Annotated in this window: 20 protein-coding genes; 11 read left to right on the forward strand and 9 right to left on the reverse strand. The window is 66.7% G+C overall.

The window, feature by feature from the left end; genetic code table 11:
* From AC1DOP_RS26280 to AC1DOP_RS26305, 6 genes are all read left to right on the forward strand, one after another.
* The coding region (locus AC1DOP_RS26280) for an SPOR domain-containing protein (RefSeq protein WP_477254213.1) at nt 1-327 on the forward strand (327 nt) is incomplete at its 5' end.
* Nucleotides 328-337: 10 nt separating this feature from the next.
* On the forward strand, nt 338-1,000 hold the full coding sequence (locus AC1DOP_RS26285) for a thiol:disulfide interchange protein DsbA/DsbL (RefSeq protein WP_477254215.1): 663 nt from the start codon (nt 338-340) through the stop codon (nt 998-1,000).
* Nucleotides 997-1,782, forward strand: coding sequence for an SDR family oxidoreductase (locus AC1DOP_RS26290; RefSeq protein ID WP_477254217.1), 786 nt, complete (start codon nt 997-999; stop codon nt 1,780-1,782). The genes AC1DOP_RS26285 and AC1DOP_RS26290 overlap by 4 nt, the downstream gene beginning before the upstream one ends.
* Nucleotides 1,779-2,543 (forward strand): biotin--[acetyl-CoA-carboxylase] ligase, encoded by a 765-nt coding sequence (locus tag AC1DOP_RS26295; protein ID WP_477254218.1) that lies wholly within the window; start codon nt 1,779-1,781, stop codon nt 2,541-2,543. The genes AC1DOP_RS26290 and AC1DOP_RS26295 overlap by 4 nt, the downstream gene beginning before the upstream one ends.
* A gap of 18 nt (nt 2,544-2,561) precedes the next feature.
* Nucleotides 2,562-3,293 carry a type III pantothenate kinase gene (locus AC1DOP_RS26300; RefSeq protein WP_442124060.1) on the forward strand — a complete coding sequence of 244 codons (732 nt, stop codon included), beginning with the start codon at nt 2,562-2,564 and terminating at the stop codon, nt 3,291-3,293.
* An 8-nt stretch (nt 3,294-3,301) separates the two neighbouring features.
* On the forward strand, nt 3,302-4,042 hold the full coding sequence (locus tag AC1DOP_RS26305) for an SPOR domain-containing protein (RefSeq protein WP_442124056.1): 741 nt from the start codon (nt 3,302-3,304) through the stop codon (nt 4,040-4,042).
* 57 nt (nt 4,043-4,099) lie between these two features.
* Here AC1DOP_RS26305 and AC1DOP_RS26310 read toward each other — a convergent pair whose 3' ends face one another.
* The 6 genes from AC1DOP_RS26310 to AC1DOP_RS26335 all read right to left on the reverse strand — a co-directional run bounded on the left by AC1DOP_RS26310 (nt 4,100) and on the right by AC1DOP_RS26335 (nt 11,253).
* A complete protein-coding gene (locus AC1DOP_RS26310) occupies nt 4,100-5,083 on the reverse strand; it encodes a septal ring lytic transglycosylase RlpA family protein (RefSeq protein ID WP_477254221.1) in 984 nt (327 codons plus the stop codon).
* An 82-nt stretch (nt 5,084-5,165) separates the two neighbouring features.
* The gene (gene rodA, locus AC1DOP_RS26315) at nt 5,166-6,284 is read right to left on the reverse strand and encodes a rod shape-determining protein RodA (RefSeq protein ID WP_442124058.1); all 1,119 of its coding nucleotides are present in this window, start codon (nt 6,282-6,284) and stop codon (nt 5,166-5,168) included.
* A 3-nt stretch (nt 6,285-6,287) separates the two neighbouring features.
* Nucleotides 6,288-8,276 carry a penicillin-binding protein 2 gene (gene mrdA, locus AC1DOP_RS26320; protein ID WP_442124059.1) on the reverse strand — a complete coding sequence of 663 codons (1,989 nt, stop codon included), beginning with the start codon at nt 8,274-8,276 and terminating at the stop codon, nt 6,288-6,290.
* 10 nt (nt 8,277-8,286) lie between these two features.
* Entirely contained in the window at nt 8,287-8,802 is a 516-nt protein-coding gene (mreD, locus tag AC1DOP_RS26325; protein ID WP_442124061.1) for a rod shape-determining protein MreD, read from the reverse strand.
* Entirely contained in the window at nt 8,802-10,079 is a 1,278-nt protein-coding gene (gene mreC, locus AC1DOP_RS26330; protein WP_477254224.1) for a rod shape-determining protein MreC, read from the reverse strand. The genes mreD and mreC overlap by 1 nt, the downstream gene beginning before the upstream one ends.
* A 130-nt stretch (nt 10,080-10,209) precedes the next feature.
* Nucleotides 10,210-11,253 (reverse strand): rod shape-determining protein, encoded by a 1,044-nt coding sequence (locus tag AC1DOP_RS26335; protein ID WP_047827025.1) that lies wholly within the window; start codon nt 11,251-11,253, stop codon nt 10,210-10,212.
* Between the two features lie 333 nt (nt 11,254-11,586).
* Between AC1DOP_RS26335 and gatC the strand changes: the two genes are divergently transcribed.
* The 4 genes from gatC to AC1DOP_RS26355 all read left to right on the forward strand — a co-directional run bounded on the left by gatC (nt 11,587) and on the right by AC1DOP_RS26355 (nt 15,728).
* On the forward strand, nt 11,587-11,886 hold the full coding sequence (gene gatC, locus AC1DOP_RS26340; RefSeq protein ID WP_442124710.1) for an Asp-tRNA(Asn)/Glu-tRNA(Gln) amidotransferase subunit GatC: 300 nt from the start codon (nt 11,587-11,589) through the stop codon (nt 11,884-11,886).
* Nucleotides 11,887-11,908: 22 nt separating this feature from the next.
* Entirely contained in the window at nt 11,909-13,396 is a 1,488-nt protein-coding gene (gatA, locus tag AC1DOP_RS26345; RefSeq protein WP_477254227.1) for an Asp-tRNA(Asn)/Glu-tRNA(Gln) amidotransferase subunit GatA, read from the forward strand.
* 10 nt (nt 13,397-13,406) lie between these two features.
* On the forward strand, nt 13,407-14,867 hold the full coding sequence (gene gatB, locus AC1DOP_RS26350) for an Asp-tRNA(Asn)/Glu-tRNA(Gln) amidotransferase subunit GatB (RefSeq protein ID WP_477254229.1): 1,461 nt from the start codon (nt 13,407-13,409) through the stop codon (nt 14,865-14,867).
* 135 nt (nt 14,868-15,002) lie between these two features.
* Nucleotides 15,003-15,728, forward strand: coding sequence for a hypothetical protein (locus tag AC1DOP_RS26355; RefSeq protein ID WP_477254231.1), 726 nt, complete (start codon nt 15,003-15,005; stop codon nt 15,726-15,728).
* Here the strand turns inward: AC1DOP_RS26355 and AC1DOP_RS26360 are convergent.
* Nucleotides 15,712-16,317: a TetR/AcrR family transcriptional regulator gene (locus AC1DOP_RS26360; RefSeq protein WP_477254233.1), complete on the reverse strand. Its 606-nt coding sequence runs from the start codon at nt 16,315-16,317 to the stop codon at nt 15,712-15,714. The two genes, AC1DOP_RS26355 and AC1DOP_RS26360, sit on opposite strands and share 17 nt — an antisense overlap.
* 81 nt (nt 16,318-16,398) lie before the next feature.
* Between AC1DOP_RS26360 and AC1DOP_RS26365 the strand changes: the two genes are divergently transcribed.
* The gene (locus AC1DOP_RS26365) at nt 16,399-17,061 is read left to right on the forward strand and encodes a glutathione S-transferase family protein (protein WP_477254235.1); all 663 of its coding nucleotides are present in this window, start codon (nt 16,399-16,401) and stop codon (nt 17,059-17,061) included.
* A 12-nt stretch (nt 17,062-17,073) separates the two neighbouring features.
* Here the strand turns inward: AC1DOP_RS26365 and AC1DOP_RS26370 are convergent, their stop codons facing one another.
* Nucleotides 17,074-17,799: a DUF6624 domain-containing protein gene (locus tag AC1DOP_RS26370; RefSeq protein ID WP_477254237.1), complete on the reverse strand. Its 726-nt coding sequence runs from the start codon at nt 17,797-17,799 to the stop codon at nt 17,074-17,076.
* Nucleotides 17,796-18,587, reverse strand: coding sequence for a nucleotidyltransferase domain-containing protein (locus AC1DOP_RS26375; protein WP_477254239.1), 792 nt, complete (start codon nt 18,585-18,587; stop codon nt 17,796-17,798). Before AC1DOP_RS26375 ends, AC1DOP_RS26370 begins: the two co-directional genes overlap by 4 nt.
* Nucleotides 18,588-18,597: the final 10 nt, after the last annotated feature.

Here is an 18,597-nt window from a genome sequence, read left to right on the forward strand (position 1 = left end):
GCGCCGGCCTCGCACGCCGTGCCGGCCGCCCCTGCCGCGGCCGCCGCACCGGCGCCCGCCACGACCACGGCCAGCGCGGCCGGCAGCGGCGAGTACGTCTATTACCTGCAGGCCGGCGCCTTCCGCAACATGCCGGATGCCGAGGCGACCCGCGCCAAGCTGGCCCTGCTCGGCTTCGAAGCCGCGATCAGCGACAGCACCCGCGAAAGCGGCGTGCTGCATCACGTGCGCCTCGGCCCGTACAACCAGGTCGAATCGATGAACAAGGCGCGCGCCAAGCTGCTCGACAACGGCGTCGACGTCGCCATCGTGCGCAAGCAGCGCTGAGCGGGCCTCGATGACGAGCCGCCGCCTGTTCTGTGCCGCCGCGCTCGGCCTGGCCGCGGCGGCGCTGTCCCTCCCCGCCGCCGCCGAGCCACAGGACGGCGCCGGTTACGTGACCCTGCCCTCGCCGCAGCCCACCGGCACCGGCGGCAAGGTCGAGGTCATCGAGTTCTTCGCCTACTACTGCCCGCACTGCTACGCCTTCGAACCGCGCCTCGCGGCCTGGGTCAAGCAGCAGGGCGACAGGATCGTGTTCAAGCGCGTGCACGTCCCGCGCGACGCCAATGTCCTGCCGCAGCAGCGCCTGTTCTTCACGCTCGAAGCGATGGGCCTGCTGGAGCAATACCACGACCGGGTGTTCGCCGCCATGCACGTCGACCGCCTGCGCCTGAACAGCGACGAACAGGTGTTCGACTGGATCGCGAAGAACGGCATCGAGCGCGCCCGCTTCATCGACACCTACCGCTCCTTCGGCATCCAGCAGCGCCTGCGCCGCGCCGACGCCATGATGGACGCCTACCATGTCGACCGCTGGCCGGTGGTCGTGATCGACGGCCGCTGGCTGACCTCGCCCTCGCACGCCGGAGAACGCGCACCCGAAGCGCACACCGAAGCCCAGCAGCAGCAGGCGGCGCTGCAGGTGATGGACTACCTGGTGGCCAAGGCCAGGCAATGAGCGCCGCGCCGCCGCGCGTCTTCATCACCGGCGCCTCGAGCGGCATCGGGGCCGCACTGGCGCGCGAATATGCCGGCCGCGGCGCCGCGCTCGGCCTGCTGGCGCGCCGCAAGGATGCGCTGGACACCCTGATTTCTTCCCTGCCGAATCCAGAACGCCACCGCGCCTGGGCGGTCGACGTCACCGACCACGCCGCGCTGGCAGAGGCGGCGCGCGGCTTCATCGCCGCGCATGGGAGCGCCGACATCGTGATCGCCTCGGCCGGCATCTCGCACGGCACCCTGACCGAACGCCCCGAGGACCTGCCGCTGTTCGAGTCCGTGTTCGCCACCAACGTCAACGCCACCGTCGCCACCTTCGCGCCCTTCATCGCCTCGATGAAGCAAGGGACCGGCGCGCGCCGGTTGGTGGCGATCGGCAGCCTGGCGGGCATCCGGGGTTTGAAGGGCGCCGGCGCCTACTGCGCCTCGAAGGCGGCGGTGCACAGCTATGCCGAATCGCTGCGCCTCGAAATGCGCACTCACGGCATCCGGGTCGTGACCATCGTGCCCGGCTATATCGATACACCCATGACCAGCAATAACCGATTCCCCATGCCCTTCCTGATGCCGGCCGAGCGTTTCGCGGCCCGCGCTGCCGACGCCATCGACGCCGGCAGCGGTTTCCGTGTGATTCCCTGGCAGATGGGCGTCGCCGCCCGGCTGCTGCGCCTGCTGCCGAATGCCGTGTTCGACCCGCTGTTCGCGCGTGCGCCGCAGAAGGCGCGCAAGGAGACCGCATGAATGCCGAACGCATCATGGCTTTGTCGAAGGCAGGGGTCGCGGTCGAAGTGGTGCTTGAAACCGGCTCGACCAATGCCGACCTGCTGGCGCGCGCGCCTTCCCTGAGCGCGCCGGTGCTGCTGGTGGCCGAGCACCAGACCGCCGGCCGCGGCCGCGCCGGCCGCAGCTGGCTATCAAGCCCCGGACACTCGCTCACCTTCTCGCTGGCCTGGAAATTCGACGGCGGCCTGCACACACTGACCGGCCTGCCGCTCGCGATCGGCACGGCATTGGCCGAGACCCTGGGCCGGCTCGGCCAGCCGGTCCAGCTCAAGTGGCCGAACGACCTGCTGAAGGACGGCGACAAGCTGGCCGGCATCCTGGTGGAGACGGCGCCGGCCCCCGAGGGCGCGGTGTGGACCGTGATCGGCATCGGCCTGAACCTCGCCATGCCGGACGAGCTGGAAGAACAGATCGGCCGCCCGGTGGCCGCCGTGCCCTGGCTGGCGCGCATGGAACGCGACACCCTGCTGGCCGCCATCCTGGACGGCCTGACCGAGGCCCTGCGCCTGTTCGAACGAAGCGGCTTTTCCGCCTTCAGCGCGCGCTGGAACCTGCTGCATGGCTGGCAGGGGCAGACCGTCGTCATCCTCGACCGCGGCGAGGTCCTGCACGAGGGCCTGGCCGCCGGCGTCGACGATGCCGGCCGCCTGCTGCTCGACACCGAAAACGGCCGCGTCGCCATCGTCGCCGGCGACGTTTCGCTGCGCATCAAGGCATAAGGAAGAGCCGCCATGACGATGCTTCTGGTCGACGCAGGCAATACCCGGGTCAAGTGGGCCGTCGCGCAGGAAGGCGCCGCGCCCGGCGAGTGGCTCGCCCACGGCGCCGTGCTGCATGCGGAACTGGACGGCCTGCGGGCCGCCTGGGCCGGCCATGCCGTCGAGCGCGCGCTGGTCTCGAACGTGGCCGGCGCCGCCATGCGCGAGCGCCTCGCCGCCCTGCTCCCGCTGGCCCAGCCCGAATGGTTCGCTGCGCAGGCCGAGCTGGCCGGGCTGCGCAACCGCTACCGCAATCCCACCCAGCTGGGCGCCGACCGCTTCGCCGCCGCGCTGGGCGCCCGCACCCTGGCGCCCGGCAAGGCGCTGGTGGTGGCCACCTGCGGCACCGCGACCACCGTGGATGCCGTGTCGAGCGATGGCGAGTTCCTGGGCGGGATGATCCTGCCGGGACTCGGCCTGATGCTGGACTCGCTCGCGCGCGGCACCGCCCAGCTGCCGGCAACCAGCGCGGATGCCGTGCTGCCGCCGGTCTTTGCCGACAACACGCTGGACGCGATCCGCTCCGGCTGCATTTCGGCCCAGGCCGGCGCCATCGCGCGCGCTTGTGCGGCCCTGCCGGCGGAGCTGTGCATCGTCTCGGGCGGCGCGGCCGGCCACGTGGCCCCGGCTTTGGCGCTGCCCTACCGGATGCTGGATAATATCGTGCTGGTCGGGCTGCACGCGGCCGCCATCGCGTCACCTTCGTCATAGGACCTAACGTGCTGAGATTCGTCTTCTGGTCGCTGCTGCTGCTGAACGCCGCCCTGTTCGCCTACGCCCAGGGTTTCCTGGGTTCGAGCAAGGGAAGCGATGAAGAACGCGCGCGCATCAAGCCCCAGCTGGAAGCATCGCGGCTGACCCTGCTGACCAACGAGCAGGCCGACGCGGCCAAGGCGGCGCCGGCAGCGGATCCAGCCAGCGCGCCGGCCGCGGCGGCCGTGGAAGCCAGTGCAGCGGCGGCTCCCGCGCCGGTCAAGGCGGAGGCGCCGGCCAGGCCGCTGGCCTGCATCGACGTCGGCACCTTCAGCGCCGGCGAAGCGAAGCGCTTCGAAGCGCGCCTGGCCTCCCTCGAGCTGGGCGAGCGCCAGTCGCGCCAGGCCGTGCAGGCCCAGGACGTGACCAGCTACCTGGTGAACATCCCGCCCCAGGGCAGCAAGGAAGCGGCAGAGCGCAAGGCCGGCGAGCTGCGCGGCCTGGGCGTCACCAATTTCTTCATCATGCAGGGGGATTCGCCCATGAAGTGGGCGATCTCGCTGGGCGTGTTCAAGACCGAGAGCGGAGCCCAGGCCCTGCTGGCCCAGCTGAACAAGCAGGGCGTGCACAGCGCCCGCATCACGCCGCGCGGCCCCTCGGTCCCGCGCTACAGCTACCGCTTCCGCGATATCGAGGCTGCCGCACGGGCGCGCATCGAGTCGGTGGCGGATGCGGTGTCGTCGGCGGAAACGAAGAATTGCCGTTGATATGATTCGTGGGCACGGGGGCGCCTACGCCGGCCGCGCCCACCCTACCGCGATGCATTACCGCCGCACGACGATGGGCTTCAGACCCAAAGAGGAAGGCAAAGCCCGCGCCGCCTGCTGCGCCATCGCACGGGTCTCGAAAGGCCCGCTGTAGACGCGGTTGACCGACCCCGAACGCACCACTTCGATCGCCTGCGAGACGCCGGATTGCTTGAGCTTCTCGCTCACCTCTTCCGCCTTGCCCTCGCGGCCGTAGGAACCCAGCTGCAGGTAGTAGCCGGACCTGGCCGCCTTGCCATCCTGCGCGCGGGCCGGCGCATCGGGGCGGGCCACCGCGGCGCTGTCCATCGCCACGCGGTCTTCCAGCATCAAGGCAGCGATTTCCGCCGGCGCCGGCGCGGCCTGGGCGGCCGAGGCGGCGGCGCGGCGCACGGTGGCGACGCGGGTCGGATCGTCCGGGAACAGGCGCTCGAGCTCGACCTGGTGACTGCCCTTGCCCAGCAGGCCAAGCTTGAGCGCCGCCGTGTACGAGACGTCGACGATGCGGTCCGAATGGAAGGGGCCGCGGTCGTTGATGCGCACCACCACCGACTTGCCGGTTTCCAGGCTGGTGATGCGGGCATAGGACGGGATCGGCAGCGTGGGATGCGCGGCCGTCATCTTGTACATGTCGTAGGCTTCGCCCGACGAAGTGCGCTGGCCGTGGAACTTCACGCCATACCAGCTGGCGACGCCGCGCTGGCTGAAGGGTTCGTCGTTGAGGAGCGGGGTGTAGGTCTGCCCGAAGACCGAATACGGCTTGTTGGCGAACTTGGCATAGGGCTCGTACTTGACGACCGCGTCCGGCATGTCGCGCAGGCCCGGCGGCGGATTGTCGCCGGGGCCGTCGTCCTGGTAATAGCCGCCGCGGCCGGAACCGGCGGGAGGCAGCTTGGGCAGGGTGGTATCGATCTTGCCGTTTTTCGTTGCCACCTTGTGCTTCCAGGGCAGCGGGATCAGGCTCTTGTGTTCGCCGTCGGCGGTTGTGCTGCAGCCTGTCATCAGCGTCGTTGTTACTAACGCGATGACCGCTGGCAAAAACCGACCTGGTAGTGCGCGAACGGCCATCGCGTTCTCTTTCATGTCAGGTCTGCACCAGTTTGCGGTGTCTTTGAATACTCATCAATATACCACTGCCGAGCCCCAAAGTAATCAACGCAGTTCCGCCATAGCTCATGAAAGGCAGTGGAACTCCGACCACCGGGAGGATGCCGCTGACCATGCCCATGTTGACGAAAGAGTAAACAAAAAACATCATCGCGATCGATCCGCCCAGCAAGCGCGTGAACAGATTCGGGGCGTTTGCAGCGATCATCATGCTGCGCCCGATGAGCAGAAGATACAAGAACAGTAACACCAGGTTACCAACGAGGCCGAATTCTTCCGAGTACACCGAGAAGATGAAGTCGGTGGTGCGCTCCGGGATGAACTCGAGGTAGGCCTGGGTGCCCTTCAGGTAACCCTTGCCGCTGATGCCGCCGGAGCCGATCGCGATGGTCGACTGGATGATGTGGAAGCCCTTGCCCAGCGGGTCGGAGGTCGGATCGATCAGCGTCATCACGCGCTCGCGCTGGTAGTCGTGCAGCATCGACCAGGCCACCGGCAGCGCGGCGCAGCCGGCCGTGAACAGCCCGAGCAGGGCCTTCCACGACAGGCCGGCCAGGAAGATCACCCAGAAGCCCGCGGTGCCGACCAGCAGCGCGGTGCCGAGGTCGGGCTGCCTGACGATCAGGCCGAAGGGAATCAGCAGCAGCACGGCGGCGACGATGAAGTTCTGCCACTTCATGAAGCCGGCGCGGGCCTGGAAATACCAGGCCAGCATCAGCGGTGTGGCGATCTTGAGTATCTCGGAAGGCTGGATGTCGACGCCGACGTGCAACCAGCGCCGCGCGCCCTTCTTGATGGTGCCGAACAGCGCCACCGCCACCAATAGCGCGACACCGAAACTGTAGATCGGCACGGCCAGGCGCAGCAGCATCTGCGGTGGAATGTTCGCCGCGATCCACATCACCGTGAAGGACAGCAGGATGTTGCGCATCTGCCCTTCCATGCGGCCCGGGAAGTCGTGGCCGGCCGAACTCATGGTCAGGGTACCGACCGAGAACAGCAGAAACAGGATCAGGGCCAGCGGGCCGTCGAAGACCGTGAAGTAGGGTTTCAGGCGCCGGCTCAGCGAGCGCCGTTCTGGAATATGGGCTGGCATCGCTTACTCCTTGTTGCCCGGGGTCTCGCCGCCGGGCGGCTTCGGCAGGCCGGCGCTCGGGCCGAAGGCTTCTTCCGGCACCGCCAGGTCTTCCTTCTGCACCGCGGTACTCGGCACCGGCCTGGCCTTGTCGCCGGGACGCTTGCCCAGCAGGTAGTAGTCGAGCGCCTTGCGCGCGATCGGGGCCGCGTACTGGGCGCCGAAGCCGGCGTTCTCGACCACCATCGCGATCGCGATCTTCGGCTTGTCGGCCGGCGCGAAGGCGGTGAACAGCGCGTTGTCGCGCAGGCGTTCCGGCGTCATGCTGTGGTTGTACTTGGCCCCCTTCAGGCCGACCACCTGGGCGGTACCGGTCTTGCCGCCGGCCGTGTACTCCGCATTGCGGAAGGCCAGGCGGCCGGTGCCGCTCGGATCGGTCATCACACCCACCATCGCGTGCTTGATGGTGTCGATATTCTCCTGCTTCAGCGGGATGCGGCCGGATTCCTTCGGCACCGTCAGCGCGCGCTGGTGGGTAGCCCCGTCCTCGACGATCTTGACCAGGTGCGGCTTCATGATGACGCCGTTGTTGGCCAGGGTCGCCACCGCGTGCGCCAGCTGCAGCATGGTGTAGCTGTTGAAGCCCTGGCCGATGCTGACCGAGATCGTGTCGCCGCCGACCCATTTCTGGGCCGCGCGGTTGCGCTTGAAACGTTCGCGCTTCCACTCCTGCGAAGGCAGCACGCCCGACTTCTCGTGCTCGAGGTCGATACCGGTCGGCGAGCCGAAGCCGAACTGCTTCATGAAGCCGCTGATGGCGTCGATGCCCAAGTCGTTGCCGAGCTGGTAGTAGTAGGTATCGCAGGACATCACGATCGAGCGGTACATGTCGATGTAGCCGTGGCCGCCGGGCTTGTCGTCGTTGAAGCGGTGTCCGCCCAGCATGAAGAAACCGGCGTCGTTGATGCCCTGCTCCGGCCGGCGCTTGCCCAGCTCCAGCGCGGCCAGGGCCATGAAGGGCTTGAAGGTCGAGCCGGGCGGATAGGTGCCGGACAGCGGACGGTTCATCAGCGGCCGGTCGAGCGAGGTATTCAGCTCGCTCCAGCTTTGCGAATCGATGCCGTCGACGAACAGGTTGGGATCGAAGCCGGGGCGCGACACATAGGCCAGAACGTCGCCGGTCTCGGGTTCGATCGCGACCAGGGCGCCGCGGAAGTCGCCGAAGGCTTCCTCGATCACCTTCTGCAGCTCGATGTCGATCGACAGGATCAGGTTCGAACCCGGCACCGGCGCCGTCCGCGACAGGGTGCGGATCGCGCGCCCGCCGGCCGAGCGTTCGACTTCCTCGTAGCCGGTCTGGCCATGCAGCTGGCGCTCGTAGCTCTTCTCCAGGCCTTCCTTGCCGATGTGGTCGGTGCCGTTGTAGTTGGCCGAGTCGTCGCTTTCCTCGATGGCCCTGGCTTCGTTCTGGTTGATGCGGCCGATAAAGCCCAGCACATGCGAAGCGATCTCGCCCAGCGGGTACTGGCGGAACAGGCGCGCCTGCACCTCCACGCCCGGGAAGCGGAAGCGCTGGGCGGTGAAGCGCGCGACTTCGTCGTCGCTCAGGCGGGTGCGGATCGGCACGCTGGCGAAGTTCTTCGACTCTTCCAGCAGGCGCTTGAAGCGCTTCCTGTCCTTGGCCTCGATGGTGACCAGTTTCGACAGCTCGTCGATCACGGAATCGAGATTCGCCTCCAGCTTGGAAGGCGTGATCTCCAGGGTGTAGGCGGAGTAGTTGCTGGCCAGGACCACGCCGTTGCGGTCGAGGATCAGGCCGCGGTTGGGGACGATCGGCACCAGGGCGATGCGGTTGTCCTCGGCCTGGGCCATGTACTGGTTGTGCTTGACCACCTGGAGCCAGACGAAGCGGGCGACCAGCAGGCCGAAGCAGATGAACACGAGCCCCACCAGCGCCGTCAGGCGCATGCGGAAATTGTGGATCTCGCGATCGTTGTTTTTAATCTCGGTCATTCAACGAACATCAGATTGGACGGGTGTGATCCTTGTCTACCGCACGGCGCTGCGGCGCCAGCAGCAGCCAGGTAATGGCCGGCCACAGCGCGACCGCGACCACGCTTTCGATGAAGTGCAGCCAGTCCGGAAAGCGCCCGGTGACGATGAAGCGGACGATCACCTGGATCGCCTGCGTCATCAGCAGCAGCGGGAACACGTGCATCGCCTGGGTCGCCAGCGGGAACCACAGCACGCGGCGGTGGATCATGATCGCCAGGTAGGACAGCAGGGTGTAGGCCAGCGCGTTCTCGCCGAGCAGGGTGGCGTCGTGCACGTCCATCAGCAGGCCCATCGAAAAAGCGATGCCGATGCCGACCTTGCGCGGCTGGTGGATGCCCCAGAATACCAGCACCAGCGCGACGAAGTCCGGCGCGCCGACCCAGCGTCCCCAGGGCAGCAGGTTGAGCATGAAGGCGCAGATCAGGCTGAAGGCGATGAACAGCGGGCTGACCGGCAGCAGGATGTAGTGCGGGCGGGTAGGCATCAGGTCCCCTCCCCGGTACGCGGCGCGGCGGGCGTGGCGTTCGCCGGCGCGCGCTGGGTGGCCGGCGGCGTGGTGCCGGTTGCGGGAGCGGCAGCGCCTGCGGCCGCGGGCGGCGTGGTGCGGGCCGGCGTGTTGGCGCGGTTCGTGACCGCGGCCGGCGCCGAGCCGGCGGCAGCCGGCAGCGTCGGCCTTGCCGTACCGGGCGCGGCCGGCGTTGCCGCGGCGGCGTTCGGGCGGCCCGCGCCGGCCGTTGCGGCGGCTGCGGTGCCGGCAGGCGCGGCGGCAGCGGCAGGCGCGCCGTTGGCGCCGGCGGCAGGCTGCTGGGCCGGCGGCAGCGGCTGCGGCCGCAGCGGCGGCAGCGGGATCGGATCCATCTTCGGCAGGTTGCGGCGCGAGGAGTTGCCGTTGCTTTTTGGCGCTTCCGCGGGCGGACGCGGCTGCGCGGGCTCGTCGGACATCACGATCAAGAGCTGGCGGTGGCGGTCGATGCCGGCCAGCGGCTGGCATACCACGCGTCCGAAGGCGCCCTGGGCCACGCTCTCCACCTGGCTGACCTTGGCCACCGCCAGGCCGGCCGGATACATGCCGTCCAGGCCCGAGGTGACCAGCACGTCGCCGACCTGGATGTCGGCGTTCGGCGCCACGAAGCGCAGGTCCAGCATGCCGGACTGGCCGCGGCCGTAGGCGACGCTGCGCAGGCCGTTCCTCAGCACCTGCACCGGAATCGCCTGCTCCCTGTCGGTCAGCAGGGTGACTTCGGAAGTGAAGGGGAACACGCGCGTGACCTGGCCGACCACGCCGGCATTATCGATCACGGGCAGGCCGAGCTTGACGCCGTTGCGCGCGCCGCGGTCGAGCACCACGCGGCGGATCGCCGGGTCGCGCGCGTCGTACAGGATCTCGCTCATCATCGTGCGCACCGGCAGGTGTTCGCGGGCGTCCAGCAGGCGGCGCAGGTGGCCGTTCTCGGCCGTCTGGAGCTGGGCCTGCTGCATCGCCTGGGCCATCGCCACCTGCTGGCTCTGCAGGTCGCGCACTTCCTTCTGCAAGGCGGAGATCGAGGAGAAATAGCTGCCCATATTGCTCAGCGCGTCGCGCGGCATCAGGGCAACCATCTGGAAAGGATAAAGGACCGTGGCGGCCACCTGGCGCACGGCGGTGAGCGCATGAAACCGCGCGTCGACGACAAGCAGTGCGACCGAGAGGAGAGCGAACACCGTCACCTTGACTCTGGCGGGAGCGCCTTGCTTGAAGAGCGGCGGAGGACTGTATTCCATGACTTCCAATAATGAGGGCGCCCGCGGAATGCCGCCGGACGCCGACGTGAAGACACACTAATATGACGCAAAAACGCAGACAGGACGCACGGGATCGCGCGTCCTGTCCGCCCACGTCCTTACCCGCCGATCATTCGTAGGAGAAGATCGAGCCCAGCTTGTCCATGCGCTCGAGCGCCATGCCCGAACCGCGCACCACGCAGGTCAGCGGATCTTCCGCGACCAGCACCGGCAGGCCGGTTTCTTCCATCAGCAGGCGGTCGAGGTCGCGCAGCAGCGCGCCGCCGCCGGTCAGCATCATGCCCTTCTCGGCGATGTCGGCGCCCAACTCGGGCGGCGCCATCTCGAGCGCGTTCTTGACGGCGGAGACGATGTTGTTCAGCGGGTCGGTCAGGGCTTCCAGGATCTCGTTGGACGAGATGGTGAAGGAACGCGGGATGCCTTCCGACAGGTTGCGGCCCTTGACTTCCATTTCCTTGACTTCGGAACCCGGGAAGGCCGAACCGATGGCCTTCTTGATCGACTCCGCGGTCTGTTCGCCGATCAGCATGCCGTAGTTGCGGCGGATGTAGTTGACGATCGCTTCGTCGAACTTGTCGCCGCCCACGCGCACCGAACCCTTGTAGACCATGCCGCCCAGCGAGATGATGCCGACTTCGGTGGTACCGCCGCCGATGTCGACCACCATCGAACCGGTCGCCTCGGACACCGGCAGGCCGGCGCCGATCGCGGCCGCCATCGGCTCTTCGATCAGGTAGACCTGGCGGGCGCCGGCGCCCAGCGCCGATTCGCGGATCGCGCGGCGCTCGACCTGGGTCGAACCGCAGGGAACGCAGATGATGATGCGCGGCGACGGGCGCAGGAACTTGGAGTCGTGCACCATGCGGATGAACTGCTTGAGCATCTGCTCGGTGACGGTGAAGTCGGCGATCACGCCATCTTTCATCGGACGGATCGCTTCGATATTGCCGGGAACCTTGCCCAGCATCTGTTTCGCTTCCTTGCCGACCGCCTGGATCGTCTTCTTGCCGTTCGGGCCGCCTTCCTGGCGGATCGCGACGACCGACGGCTCATCCAGGACGATGCCCTGGCCGCGGACGTAGATCAGGGTATTCGCGGTACCCAGGTCGATCGCCAGATCGTTCGAAAATAACTGCGTAACAAAACCAAACATGTGTGTCCTGATGCGCATCCAAGTGCGCCTAAAGCGGACCTCGATTTATCGAGATCCCAAACATTAATCGGGGAATCCTCGCCGCGATTGATGAATCCGCACCGCGGGCTTTCATGCGCGGCCCGCCTGCTTTCGGCGCCGGAGAACGCATTAGCCCGCCATTCTACCTTATAATTTGCCGTTTAAACGCTGAAAAACGGGTGGATTCGCGCCTATATCAGCCTGCGAGATCGACGGCATTAGAAAGCTTTTATCAGCTTTAGCAAGCCGTTGACCAAATTTCATTATTCGCACAACCATCTTTCAACGCGGCGCCGAGCCGCGCCTTAAGCCATGTCCCTGACTCTTTCAGACGTAAAACGGATCGCCAACCTGGCCCAGCTCGATATGGACGACGCTCACGCAGAGGTCGCCCTGAATGAACTGAACGGCATCTTTGCCCTGGCCGAGCAGATGCAGGCCGTCGATACCACCGGCGTCGAGCCGCTGTCGCAGCCCCTCGCCACCGTGCTCGCGCTGCCGCTGCGTTTGCGCGAAGACGTGGTGACCGAAGAAGACCGCCGCGCCGACTACCAGGCGCCGGCACCGAAGACCCAGGATGGCCTGTACCTGGTGCCGAAAGTGATCGAATAAACCAAGCTGGGATCAAAGAATCATGCATAACAAGACTCTCTCGGAGCTGTCCAGGCTCCTGCATTCGAAACAGATCTCGTCCACCGAGCTGACCCGGCACTACCTCGACCGCATCGCCGCGAGCAAGCACAACGCCTTCCTGCACGTCGACGCCGATCTGTCCCTGGCCCAGGCCAGGGCCGCCGACGCGCGCTTCGCGGAAGGCTCGGCCGGCCCGCTGACCGGCATCCCGATCGCGCACAAGGACATCTTCGTCACCAAGGACTGGCGCTCGACCGCCGCCTCGAAAATGCTGGGCAACTACGTCAGTCCCTTCGACGCGACCGTGGTCACGAAGTTCGGCGACGCCGGCATGGTCACGCTGGGCAAGCTGAACTGCGACGAATTCGCGATGGGCTCGGCCAATGAGAACTCGGCCTTCGGCGCGGTCCAGAATCCCTGGGATACGCTGGCCGTGCCGGGCGGCTCCTCGGGCGGTTCGGCCGCCGCGATCGCCGCGCGCCTGGCGCCGGCCGCGACCGGCACCGACACCGGCGGCTCGATCCGCCAGCCGGCCGCCTTCTGCGGCATCACCGGCATCAAGCCGACCTATGGCCGCGTGTCGCGCTTCGGCATGATCGCCTTCGCCTCCTCGCTCGACCAGGGCGGCCCGATGGCACGCACCGCCGAGGACTGCGCCCTGCTGCTGAACGAGATGGTCGGCTTCGACGAGCGCGACTCGACCAGCCTCACGCCCGAGCAGGGCAATGCGCGCGAAGACTTCACCCGCGACCTGAACAAGCCCTTGACCGGCCTGCGCATCGGCGTGCCGAAAGAGTATTTCGGCGAAGGCCTGGCCGCCGACGTCGAGCAGGCCGTGCGCGCCGCGCTCGACCAGTTCGTGCAACTGGGCGCGACCCTGGTCGAGATCTCGCTGCCGAAGACTTCGCTGTCGATCCCGGTCTACTACATCATCGCGCCGGCGGAGGCCTCGAGCAACCTGTCGCGCTTCGACGGCGTCCGCTACGGCTACCGCACGCCGGCGTACACCGACCTGCAGGACATGTACAAGAAGACCCGCGCGGAAGGCTTCGGCAAGGAAGTCCAGCGCCGCATCATGGTCGGCACCTACGTGCTGTGCCACGGCTACTACGACGCCTACTACGTGCAGGCGCAGAAGATCCGCCGCCTGATCGCGGACGACTTCCAGGCCGCCTTCAAGGACAAGTGCGACGTCATCATGGGCCCGGTGGCCCCGACCGTGGCCTGGGACCTGGGTTCGAAATCGAACGACCCGGTCGCCAACTACCTGGCCGACATCTTCACCCTGTCGACCAGCCTGGCCGGCCTGCCCGGCATGTCGATCCCATGCGGTTTCGGCCAAGGCAAGGAAGGAGCAATGCGGAACGCCAAGCGCCCGGTCGGCCTGCAAATCATCGGCAACTACTTCAGCGAAGCCAAACTGCTGAACATCGCGCACCAGTACCAGCAAGCGACCGATTGGCACGCGCGCGCGCCTGAAGGCGTATAAGGAGAAGAACATGCAATGGGAAGTCGTCATCGGTCTTGAGAACCACGTCCAGCTCACGACCAATTCGAAAATCTTCAGCGGCAGCTCGATCCAGTTCGGCGCCGAGGCCAACACCCAGGCCAGCCCGGTCGACCTGGCGCTGCCGGGCGTGCTGCCGGTACTGAACCGCGGCGCCGTCGAGCGTGCGATCCGCTTCGGCCTGGCGGTCGGCGCAAAAATCGCCCCGCGCTCCGTTTTCGCGCGCAAGAACTACTTCTACCCCGACCTGCCGAAGGGCTACCAGATCAGCCAGTTCGAGGACCCGGTGGTCCAGGGCGGCACCATCAGCTTCGCCTACGAGAAGGACGGCAAGATGGTGACGAAGACCGTCAACCTGACCCGGGCCCACCTCGAGGAAGACGCCGGCAAATCGCTGCACGAGGACTATGCCGGCATGAGCGGCATCGACCTGAACCGCGCCGGCACGCCGCTGCTGGAGATCGTCTCCGAGCCGGAAATGCGCAGCGCGAACGAGGCGGTCGCCTACGCCAAGGCCCTGCACTCGCTGGTGATGTGGCTGGGCGTCTGCGACGGCAATATGCAGGAAGGCTCCTTCCGCTGCGACGTCAACGTCTCGGTGCGCCCGGTCGGCCAGAAGGAATTCGGCACCCGCTGCGAGATCAAGAACCTGAACTCCTTCCGCTTCATGGAAGAGGCGATCCACTACGAAGTGCGGCGCCAGATCGAACTGATCGAAGACGGCGGCAAGGTCGTGCAGGCGACCCGCCTGTGGGACCCGGACAGGAAGGAAACCCGCCAGATGCGCAGCAAGGAAGACGCGCAGGACTACCGCTACTTCCCGGACCCGGACTTGCCGCCGCTGGTGATCGCGCAGGACTGGATCGAGCGTGTGAAGGCCGACATGCCGGAACTGCCGGGCGCGATGCGCGACCGCTTCATCAAGGACTACGGCCTGCCCGAATACGATGCGCTGATCCTGACCTCGTCGCAGGGCATGGCGAGCTATTACGAAGCCGTGGTGGCCAAGACCGGCAAGGAGAACGCCAAGGCCGCCGCCAACTGGATGATGGGCGATGTCTCCTCGGCCCTGAACCGCGCCGACCTCGACATCGCCGCCTCGCCGGTCGAGGCCTCGCAGCTGGCCCTGCTGCTGAAGCGCATCGCCGACGGTACGATCTCGAACAACGCCGCCAAGAAGGTGTTCAGCCTGATGTGGGAAGCGGAGTCGGAAGACGAGCAGCTTGCCGACGCCATCATCGAGCGTGAAGGCCTGAAGCAGATCTCGGACACCGGCGCGATCGAAGCCATCGTCGACGAAGTCCTGGCCAACAATGCGAAATCGGTCGAGCAGTACCGCGCCGGCAAGGAAGCGGCGATCAACGCGCTGATCGGCCAATGCATGAAGGCGTCCAAGGGCAAGGCGAATCCGGCCCAGGTGACCGAGCTGCTGAAGAAAAAGCTGGCTGCCTGATTTTTCAGAAGTTTTGACCTTGTAAAAAACCGGGGGGCATCCCCGGTTTTTTATGCCCGTTGCGTGAGATTTGGTGAGCCTTGGCCGGATCGTGCCTGCCTATAATCGATGTTCCATTTCTCTGCGAAGCCATCGATGCGCCATCCTGCCCGCTCCGGATTTCTGCCGCTCCTGCTCGTCTCTTTCCTGGCCTGCGCCGCAGACGCCACCTCCACCCAGGTCTATCTCGACCACGATGAACTGAATTACGTGGGGCCACTCGACGAACAGGCCAATGCAAAGCTGTTTGCCCTGTACGACAGCCTGAAGGAAAAGCCGGCCCGGCTGGCGATTCGTAGCGAGGGCGGGCCGACTACTCAAGGCTTGGCGCTGGGCCAATGGGTCCGCGACCATAAGCTCGACGTCAAGGTGCTGGAGTATTGCATGTCGTCCTGCGCCAACTATGTGTTCCCTGCAGGGCAGCACAAGGTGGTCAGCAACTTCGCCATCATCGGCCTGCACGGCGGCTTGAGCAGCACCAGCTTCAACTTCGACGAAGCCACGAAAAAGACGCTCGCCGCGATGCCGCCGAAGGAACGCCAGGCGCTGATCGATCAGATCAACGCATCGATCAAGGGCGACTCGGTCAAGGAACAGGCCTACCTGAAAGCGCTCGGCGTACGCGCGGATTATGTGACGCTGGGCCAGGAAGAGCGCTACCAGAAGCTCTACCGCGACGATCCGAAAGTGGTCGGCTGGACCTACTCGCTTGAGGATTTCGACCGCATGGGCATCCACGACATTTCGGTCATCAATCCACCCTGGCGGCCCGGTGCTGCGTTGAAAAACATCGCTTTCACGGTGCTCAAGGTCGACGACTGAGCTCCGGCGCCCCCGCGCCCAGCAAGATCAGCGCCTGCGCCCGCGCCGCGCCGCGCAGCGAACGCCGCAAGCCCGCATCGTCGGTCGTCCGCGCCAGCACCATCCCGCCCACGCACAGCGACACGATGGCCTGGGCCCGCTGCTCGCCATCCGGCACCCCGGCCAGCGCCGCCGCGTACACCGCGGTCAGGTTGCGAATCAGCTGCGTATAGGCCTTCTGCGGCGACAGCCCGGCGCGCGCCACGTCGCCCGGCAGCGCGTACAGCGGGCAGTGGTGGTCGGGGTTGTCGAACACCTCGTCGCTCAGGTAGACGTCGATCAGCATGCGCGCCAGCTGCGCCGGCTCGGGCGGCGGGCTGCTGCTGAAATCGGGCTTGAAGGGATTGCAGCTGCTGAAGCTGGCGACGGCCTCCGCGTACAGCTCGTCCTTGCTGCCGAAGTGGTGATAGAAGCCGCCGCGCGTCAGGCCGGCCTCGAGCATCACGCGGTCGATCGATACCTGCTCGAAGCCGTGGCGGTTGAACAGCCTGCGCGCGGCATGCACGATGCGCTCGCGGGTCTGGGCCTTGTGCTCGCTGCTGTAGGGCATGGCGTGTCTCCGAAATTATGTTCTTGAACATATTATGGTCTCACGTATTCTGCTCCCATCCCATGACAAGGAGGAGACCAAATGATCACCCTGACCACTTTCCGCAGCGTGCCGCCGTTCGCCATCGGCTATGTGCGCGATTTGCGCGTACGCTGGGCGCTGGAGGAAGCCGGCCTGCCCTACCTGCTCCGCGCGCTCGAATTCCAGGAAGCGTCCACGCCCGCCTACCGCCGCGAACAGCCCTTCAGCCAGATCCCGGTACTGCAGGACGGCGGCCTGACCCTGTTCGAGACCGGCGCGATCCTGATGCACCTGGGGCAGCGGCACCCTGTCCTGCTGCCGCACGACGCCGACGAGCGGGCGCGGGTGACGGCGTGGATGTTCGCGGCGCTGAACTCGGTCGAGCCCTATGTCGGCAACCTCGTCAGCCTGGTGGTGTTTTCCGCTGGCGAAGCCTGGGCGGCGGGCGCCCGTCCCTCGGCGGAAGCGATGGTGGACAAGCGCCTGCGCGACCTCGACGACTGGCTCGATGGCCGGGAATGGCTGGCGGAGAGCTTCAGCGCGGCCGACATCCTGATGACGACCGTGCTGCGCCTGCTGGACGACATGGAGATGGTGGAACGCTACGCGCGCGTGCGGGCCTACCGCGACCGTTGCATGGCGCGCCCGGCCTTCCGGAAGGCGCTGGCCGACCAGGTGGCGCATTTTACGCAGGCGCAGGCGCCGGCCGCTGCGGCGGCATGAAACCTGTCCGGCTCAGGGATGTCCGATGCGGGCCACGCGCATCATGCAGGCGTAGTCCGCCAGCGGCATGACGCCGAGGTCGCGCCGGTGGGCCTCGACCTCGCGCACGCTCGCCTCGTCGGGCAGGCCGAAGTGTTCGCCTCCCATCTCTTCCGGCGAGAACTGGGTGCCGTAGCGCTGCGGCTTGCCTTGCGCTTTCAGGATGCGGTCGGTGAAGCGGGCCAGGTCATCGCCGCTCAGCTCATGGTCCGCAAAGCGCTGTTCCAGCGTCGGCAGGAGCGATGCCTGGAACTGCGGATCGTCGTCCATGTGCTGCATCAGCAGCCAGGCGCGGTTGACGCCCACTTCGCCGACCTGGGCCGCGGTGGGGAATCCCTTGCCGGCGACCAGTTCGCGCAGCCAGCGCAGGTTGTTTCGGTCGGACAGCGTCACCGCGCGGCCAAGCTGCCGATCCCAGCGCCTGGCCATCCACGCGATGCGCGCGTCCTGGTCGCGCGTGAAGCGCTCGTCCAGTTCGGCGCGCAATTCGGGATCGGAAAGCGTACGCGTGGCGTCGCGCCGGACCATGGCCTGATAAGTATCGTCGGGATGGGCCGTCCTCCAGGCCGTCACGCCCGCGCAGGGATAAGGCGCCGCCGACTCCTGTCCGGCGGCGCGGGCCGGCAGCGCGAATGCCAGGCCCAGGAGTGCAGCCGCAGCAGCCCCGCCCAGCCGGCCCAGGCAGCGATGCGCATTCATGCCCGCCATGCCTCGTCGACCGTGGCACGGAACAGGCGCGACAGCCCGGAGACCATTTCCTGGCGCTCGTGCCGCGCCGGCTTCAACGCTTCCAGCCGTTCCAGCTCGCGTTCGATGAAGCCGTGGATCTCGGGGATCTGCGGCGACAATCCCATCTCGGGTGATTTCCGCTTGTGCTCCAATAGGGCATCGATGGCGCCGGTGAGCGCCGGCTGGTCCGCAATGAGCGTCAGCAGGGTCTGGAATTCGATCGGCGCCACGGTGCCGTATTTTTCGAGCCAGCGTACCGCCAGCAGAGGCCGCAGCACGTAGAAGTACTTCTTCAGCGGGACCCGCTCGGCCTTCAGGTAGCCGCGATAATTGGTCTTCGCCATGCTGCGATAATGATGGATTCCGCGCTCGCAGGAATACACCTGGGGCAGCATGGCGCGCACGGCCTGGGCGAAGCCGCCGCACTCGCTGTAGACGATGGGCGACTGGATCCATTCGACGAAGGCCGGATTCGATTTCCAGAACAGGCGCAGGGCCTTGCGCAGGTCCCAGCCGTTGATGTCGATTTCGTCGACGATCGGATACTCGATGACGTCGCGCTGCTCTTCAAGGCTGACCGACAGATACCAGTCGCGCCGGTTGACGTAGATGAAGCGGGCATCGAAGTCGCTGTTCGGGGACGCGAAACCCCAGGCCCTGCTGCCGGATTCGACCGCCAGCAGCACCTTGACGTCGTGCTCCGCCTCTGCGCGCTTGAGCCGATCGAGAATGTCGAGGCGGACCGGCTCGGGAATCATCGGCTGGCCT

It is taken from the genome of Massilia sp. 01N410 (assembly GCF_056399665.1).

Bases quoted from the DNA above. Each gene is read 5' to 3' on its own strand.
- AC1DOP_RS26285 (WP_477254215.1), top strand. From the start codon at position 338: ATGACGAGCCGCCGCCTGTTCTGTGCCGCCGCGCTCGGCCTGGCCGCG.
- AC1DOP_RS26290 (WP_477254217.1), top strand. From the start codon at position 997: ATGAGCGCCGCGCCGCCGCGCGTCTTCATCACCGGCGCCTCGAGCGGC.
- AC1DOP_RS26295 (WP_477254218.1), top strand. From the start codon at position 1,779: ATGAATGCCGAACGCATCATGGCTTTGTCGAAGGCAGGGGTCGCGGTC.
- AC1DOP_RS26300 (WP_442124060.1), top strand. From the start codon at position 2,562: ATGCTTCTGGTCGACGCAGGCAATACCCGGGTCAAGTGGGCCGTCGCG.
- AC1DOP_RS26310 (WP_477254221.1), bottom strand. From the start codon at position 5,083: ATGACAGGCTGCAGCACAACCGCCGACGGCGAACACAAGAGCCTGATC.
- rodA (WP_442124058.1), bottom strand. From the start codon at position 6,284: ATGCCAGCCCATATTCCAGAACGGCGCTCGCTGAGCCGGCGCCTGAAA.
- mrdA (WP_442124059.1), bottom strand. From the start codon at position 8,276: ATGACCGAGATTAAAAACAACGATCGCGAGATCCACAATTTCCGCATG.
- mreD (WP_442124061.1), bottom strand. From the start codon at position 8,802: ATGCCTACCCGCCCGCACTACATCCTGCTGCCGGTCAGCCCGCTGTTC.
- mreC (WP_477254224.1), bottom strand. From the start codon at position 10,079: ATGGAATACAGTCCTCCGCCGCTCTTCAAGCAAGGCGCTCCCGCCAGA.
- AC1DOP_RS26335 (WP_047827025.1), bottom strand. From the start codon at position 11,253: ATGTTTGGTTTTGTTACGCAGTTATTTTCGAACGATCTGGCGATCGAC.
- gatC (WP_442124710.1), top strand. From the start codon at position 11,587: ATGTCCCTGACTCTTTCAGACGTAAAACGGATCGCCAACCTGGCCCAG.
- gatA (WP_477254227.1), top strand. From the start codon at position 11,909: ATGCATAACAAGACTCTCTCGGAGCTGTCCAGGCTCCTGCATTCGAAA.
- gatB (WP_477254229.1), top strand. From the start codon at position 13,407: ATGCAATGGGAAGTCGTCATCGGTCTTGAGAACCACGTCCAGCTCACG.
- AC1DOP_RS26355 (WP_477254231.1), top strand. From the start codon at position 15,003: ATGCGCCATCCTGCCCGCTCCGGATTTCTGCCGCTCCTGCTCGTCTCT.
- AC1DOP_RS26360 (WP_477254233.1), bottom strand. From the start codon at position 16,317: ATGCCCTACAGCAGCGAGCACAAGGCCCAGACCCGCGAGCGCATCGTG.
- AC1DOP_RS26365 (WP_477254235.1), top strand. From the start codon at position 16,399: ATGATCACCCTGACCACTTTCCGCAGCGTGCCGCCGTTCGCCATCGGC.
- AC1DOP_RS26370 (WP_477254237.1), bottom strand. From the start codon at position 17,799: ATGAATGCGCATCGCTGCCTGGGCCGGCTGGGCGGGGCTGCTGCGGCT.
- AC1DOP_RS26375 (WP_477254239.1), bottom strand. From the start codon at position 18,587: ATGATTCCCGAGCCGGTCCGCCTCGACATTCTCGATCGGCTCAAGCGC.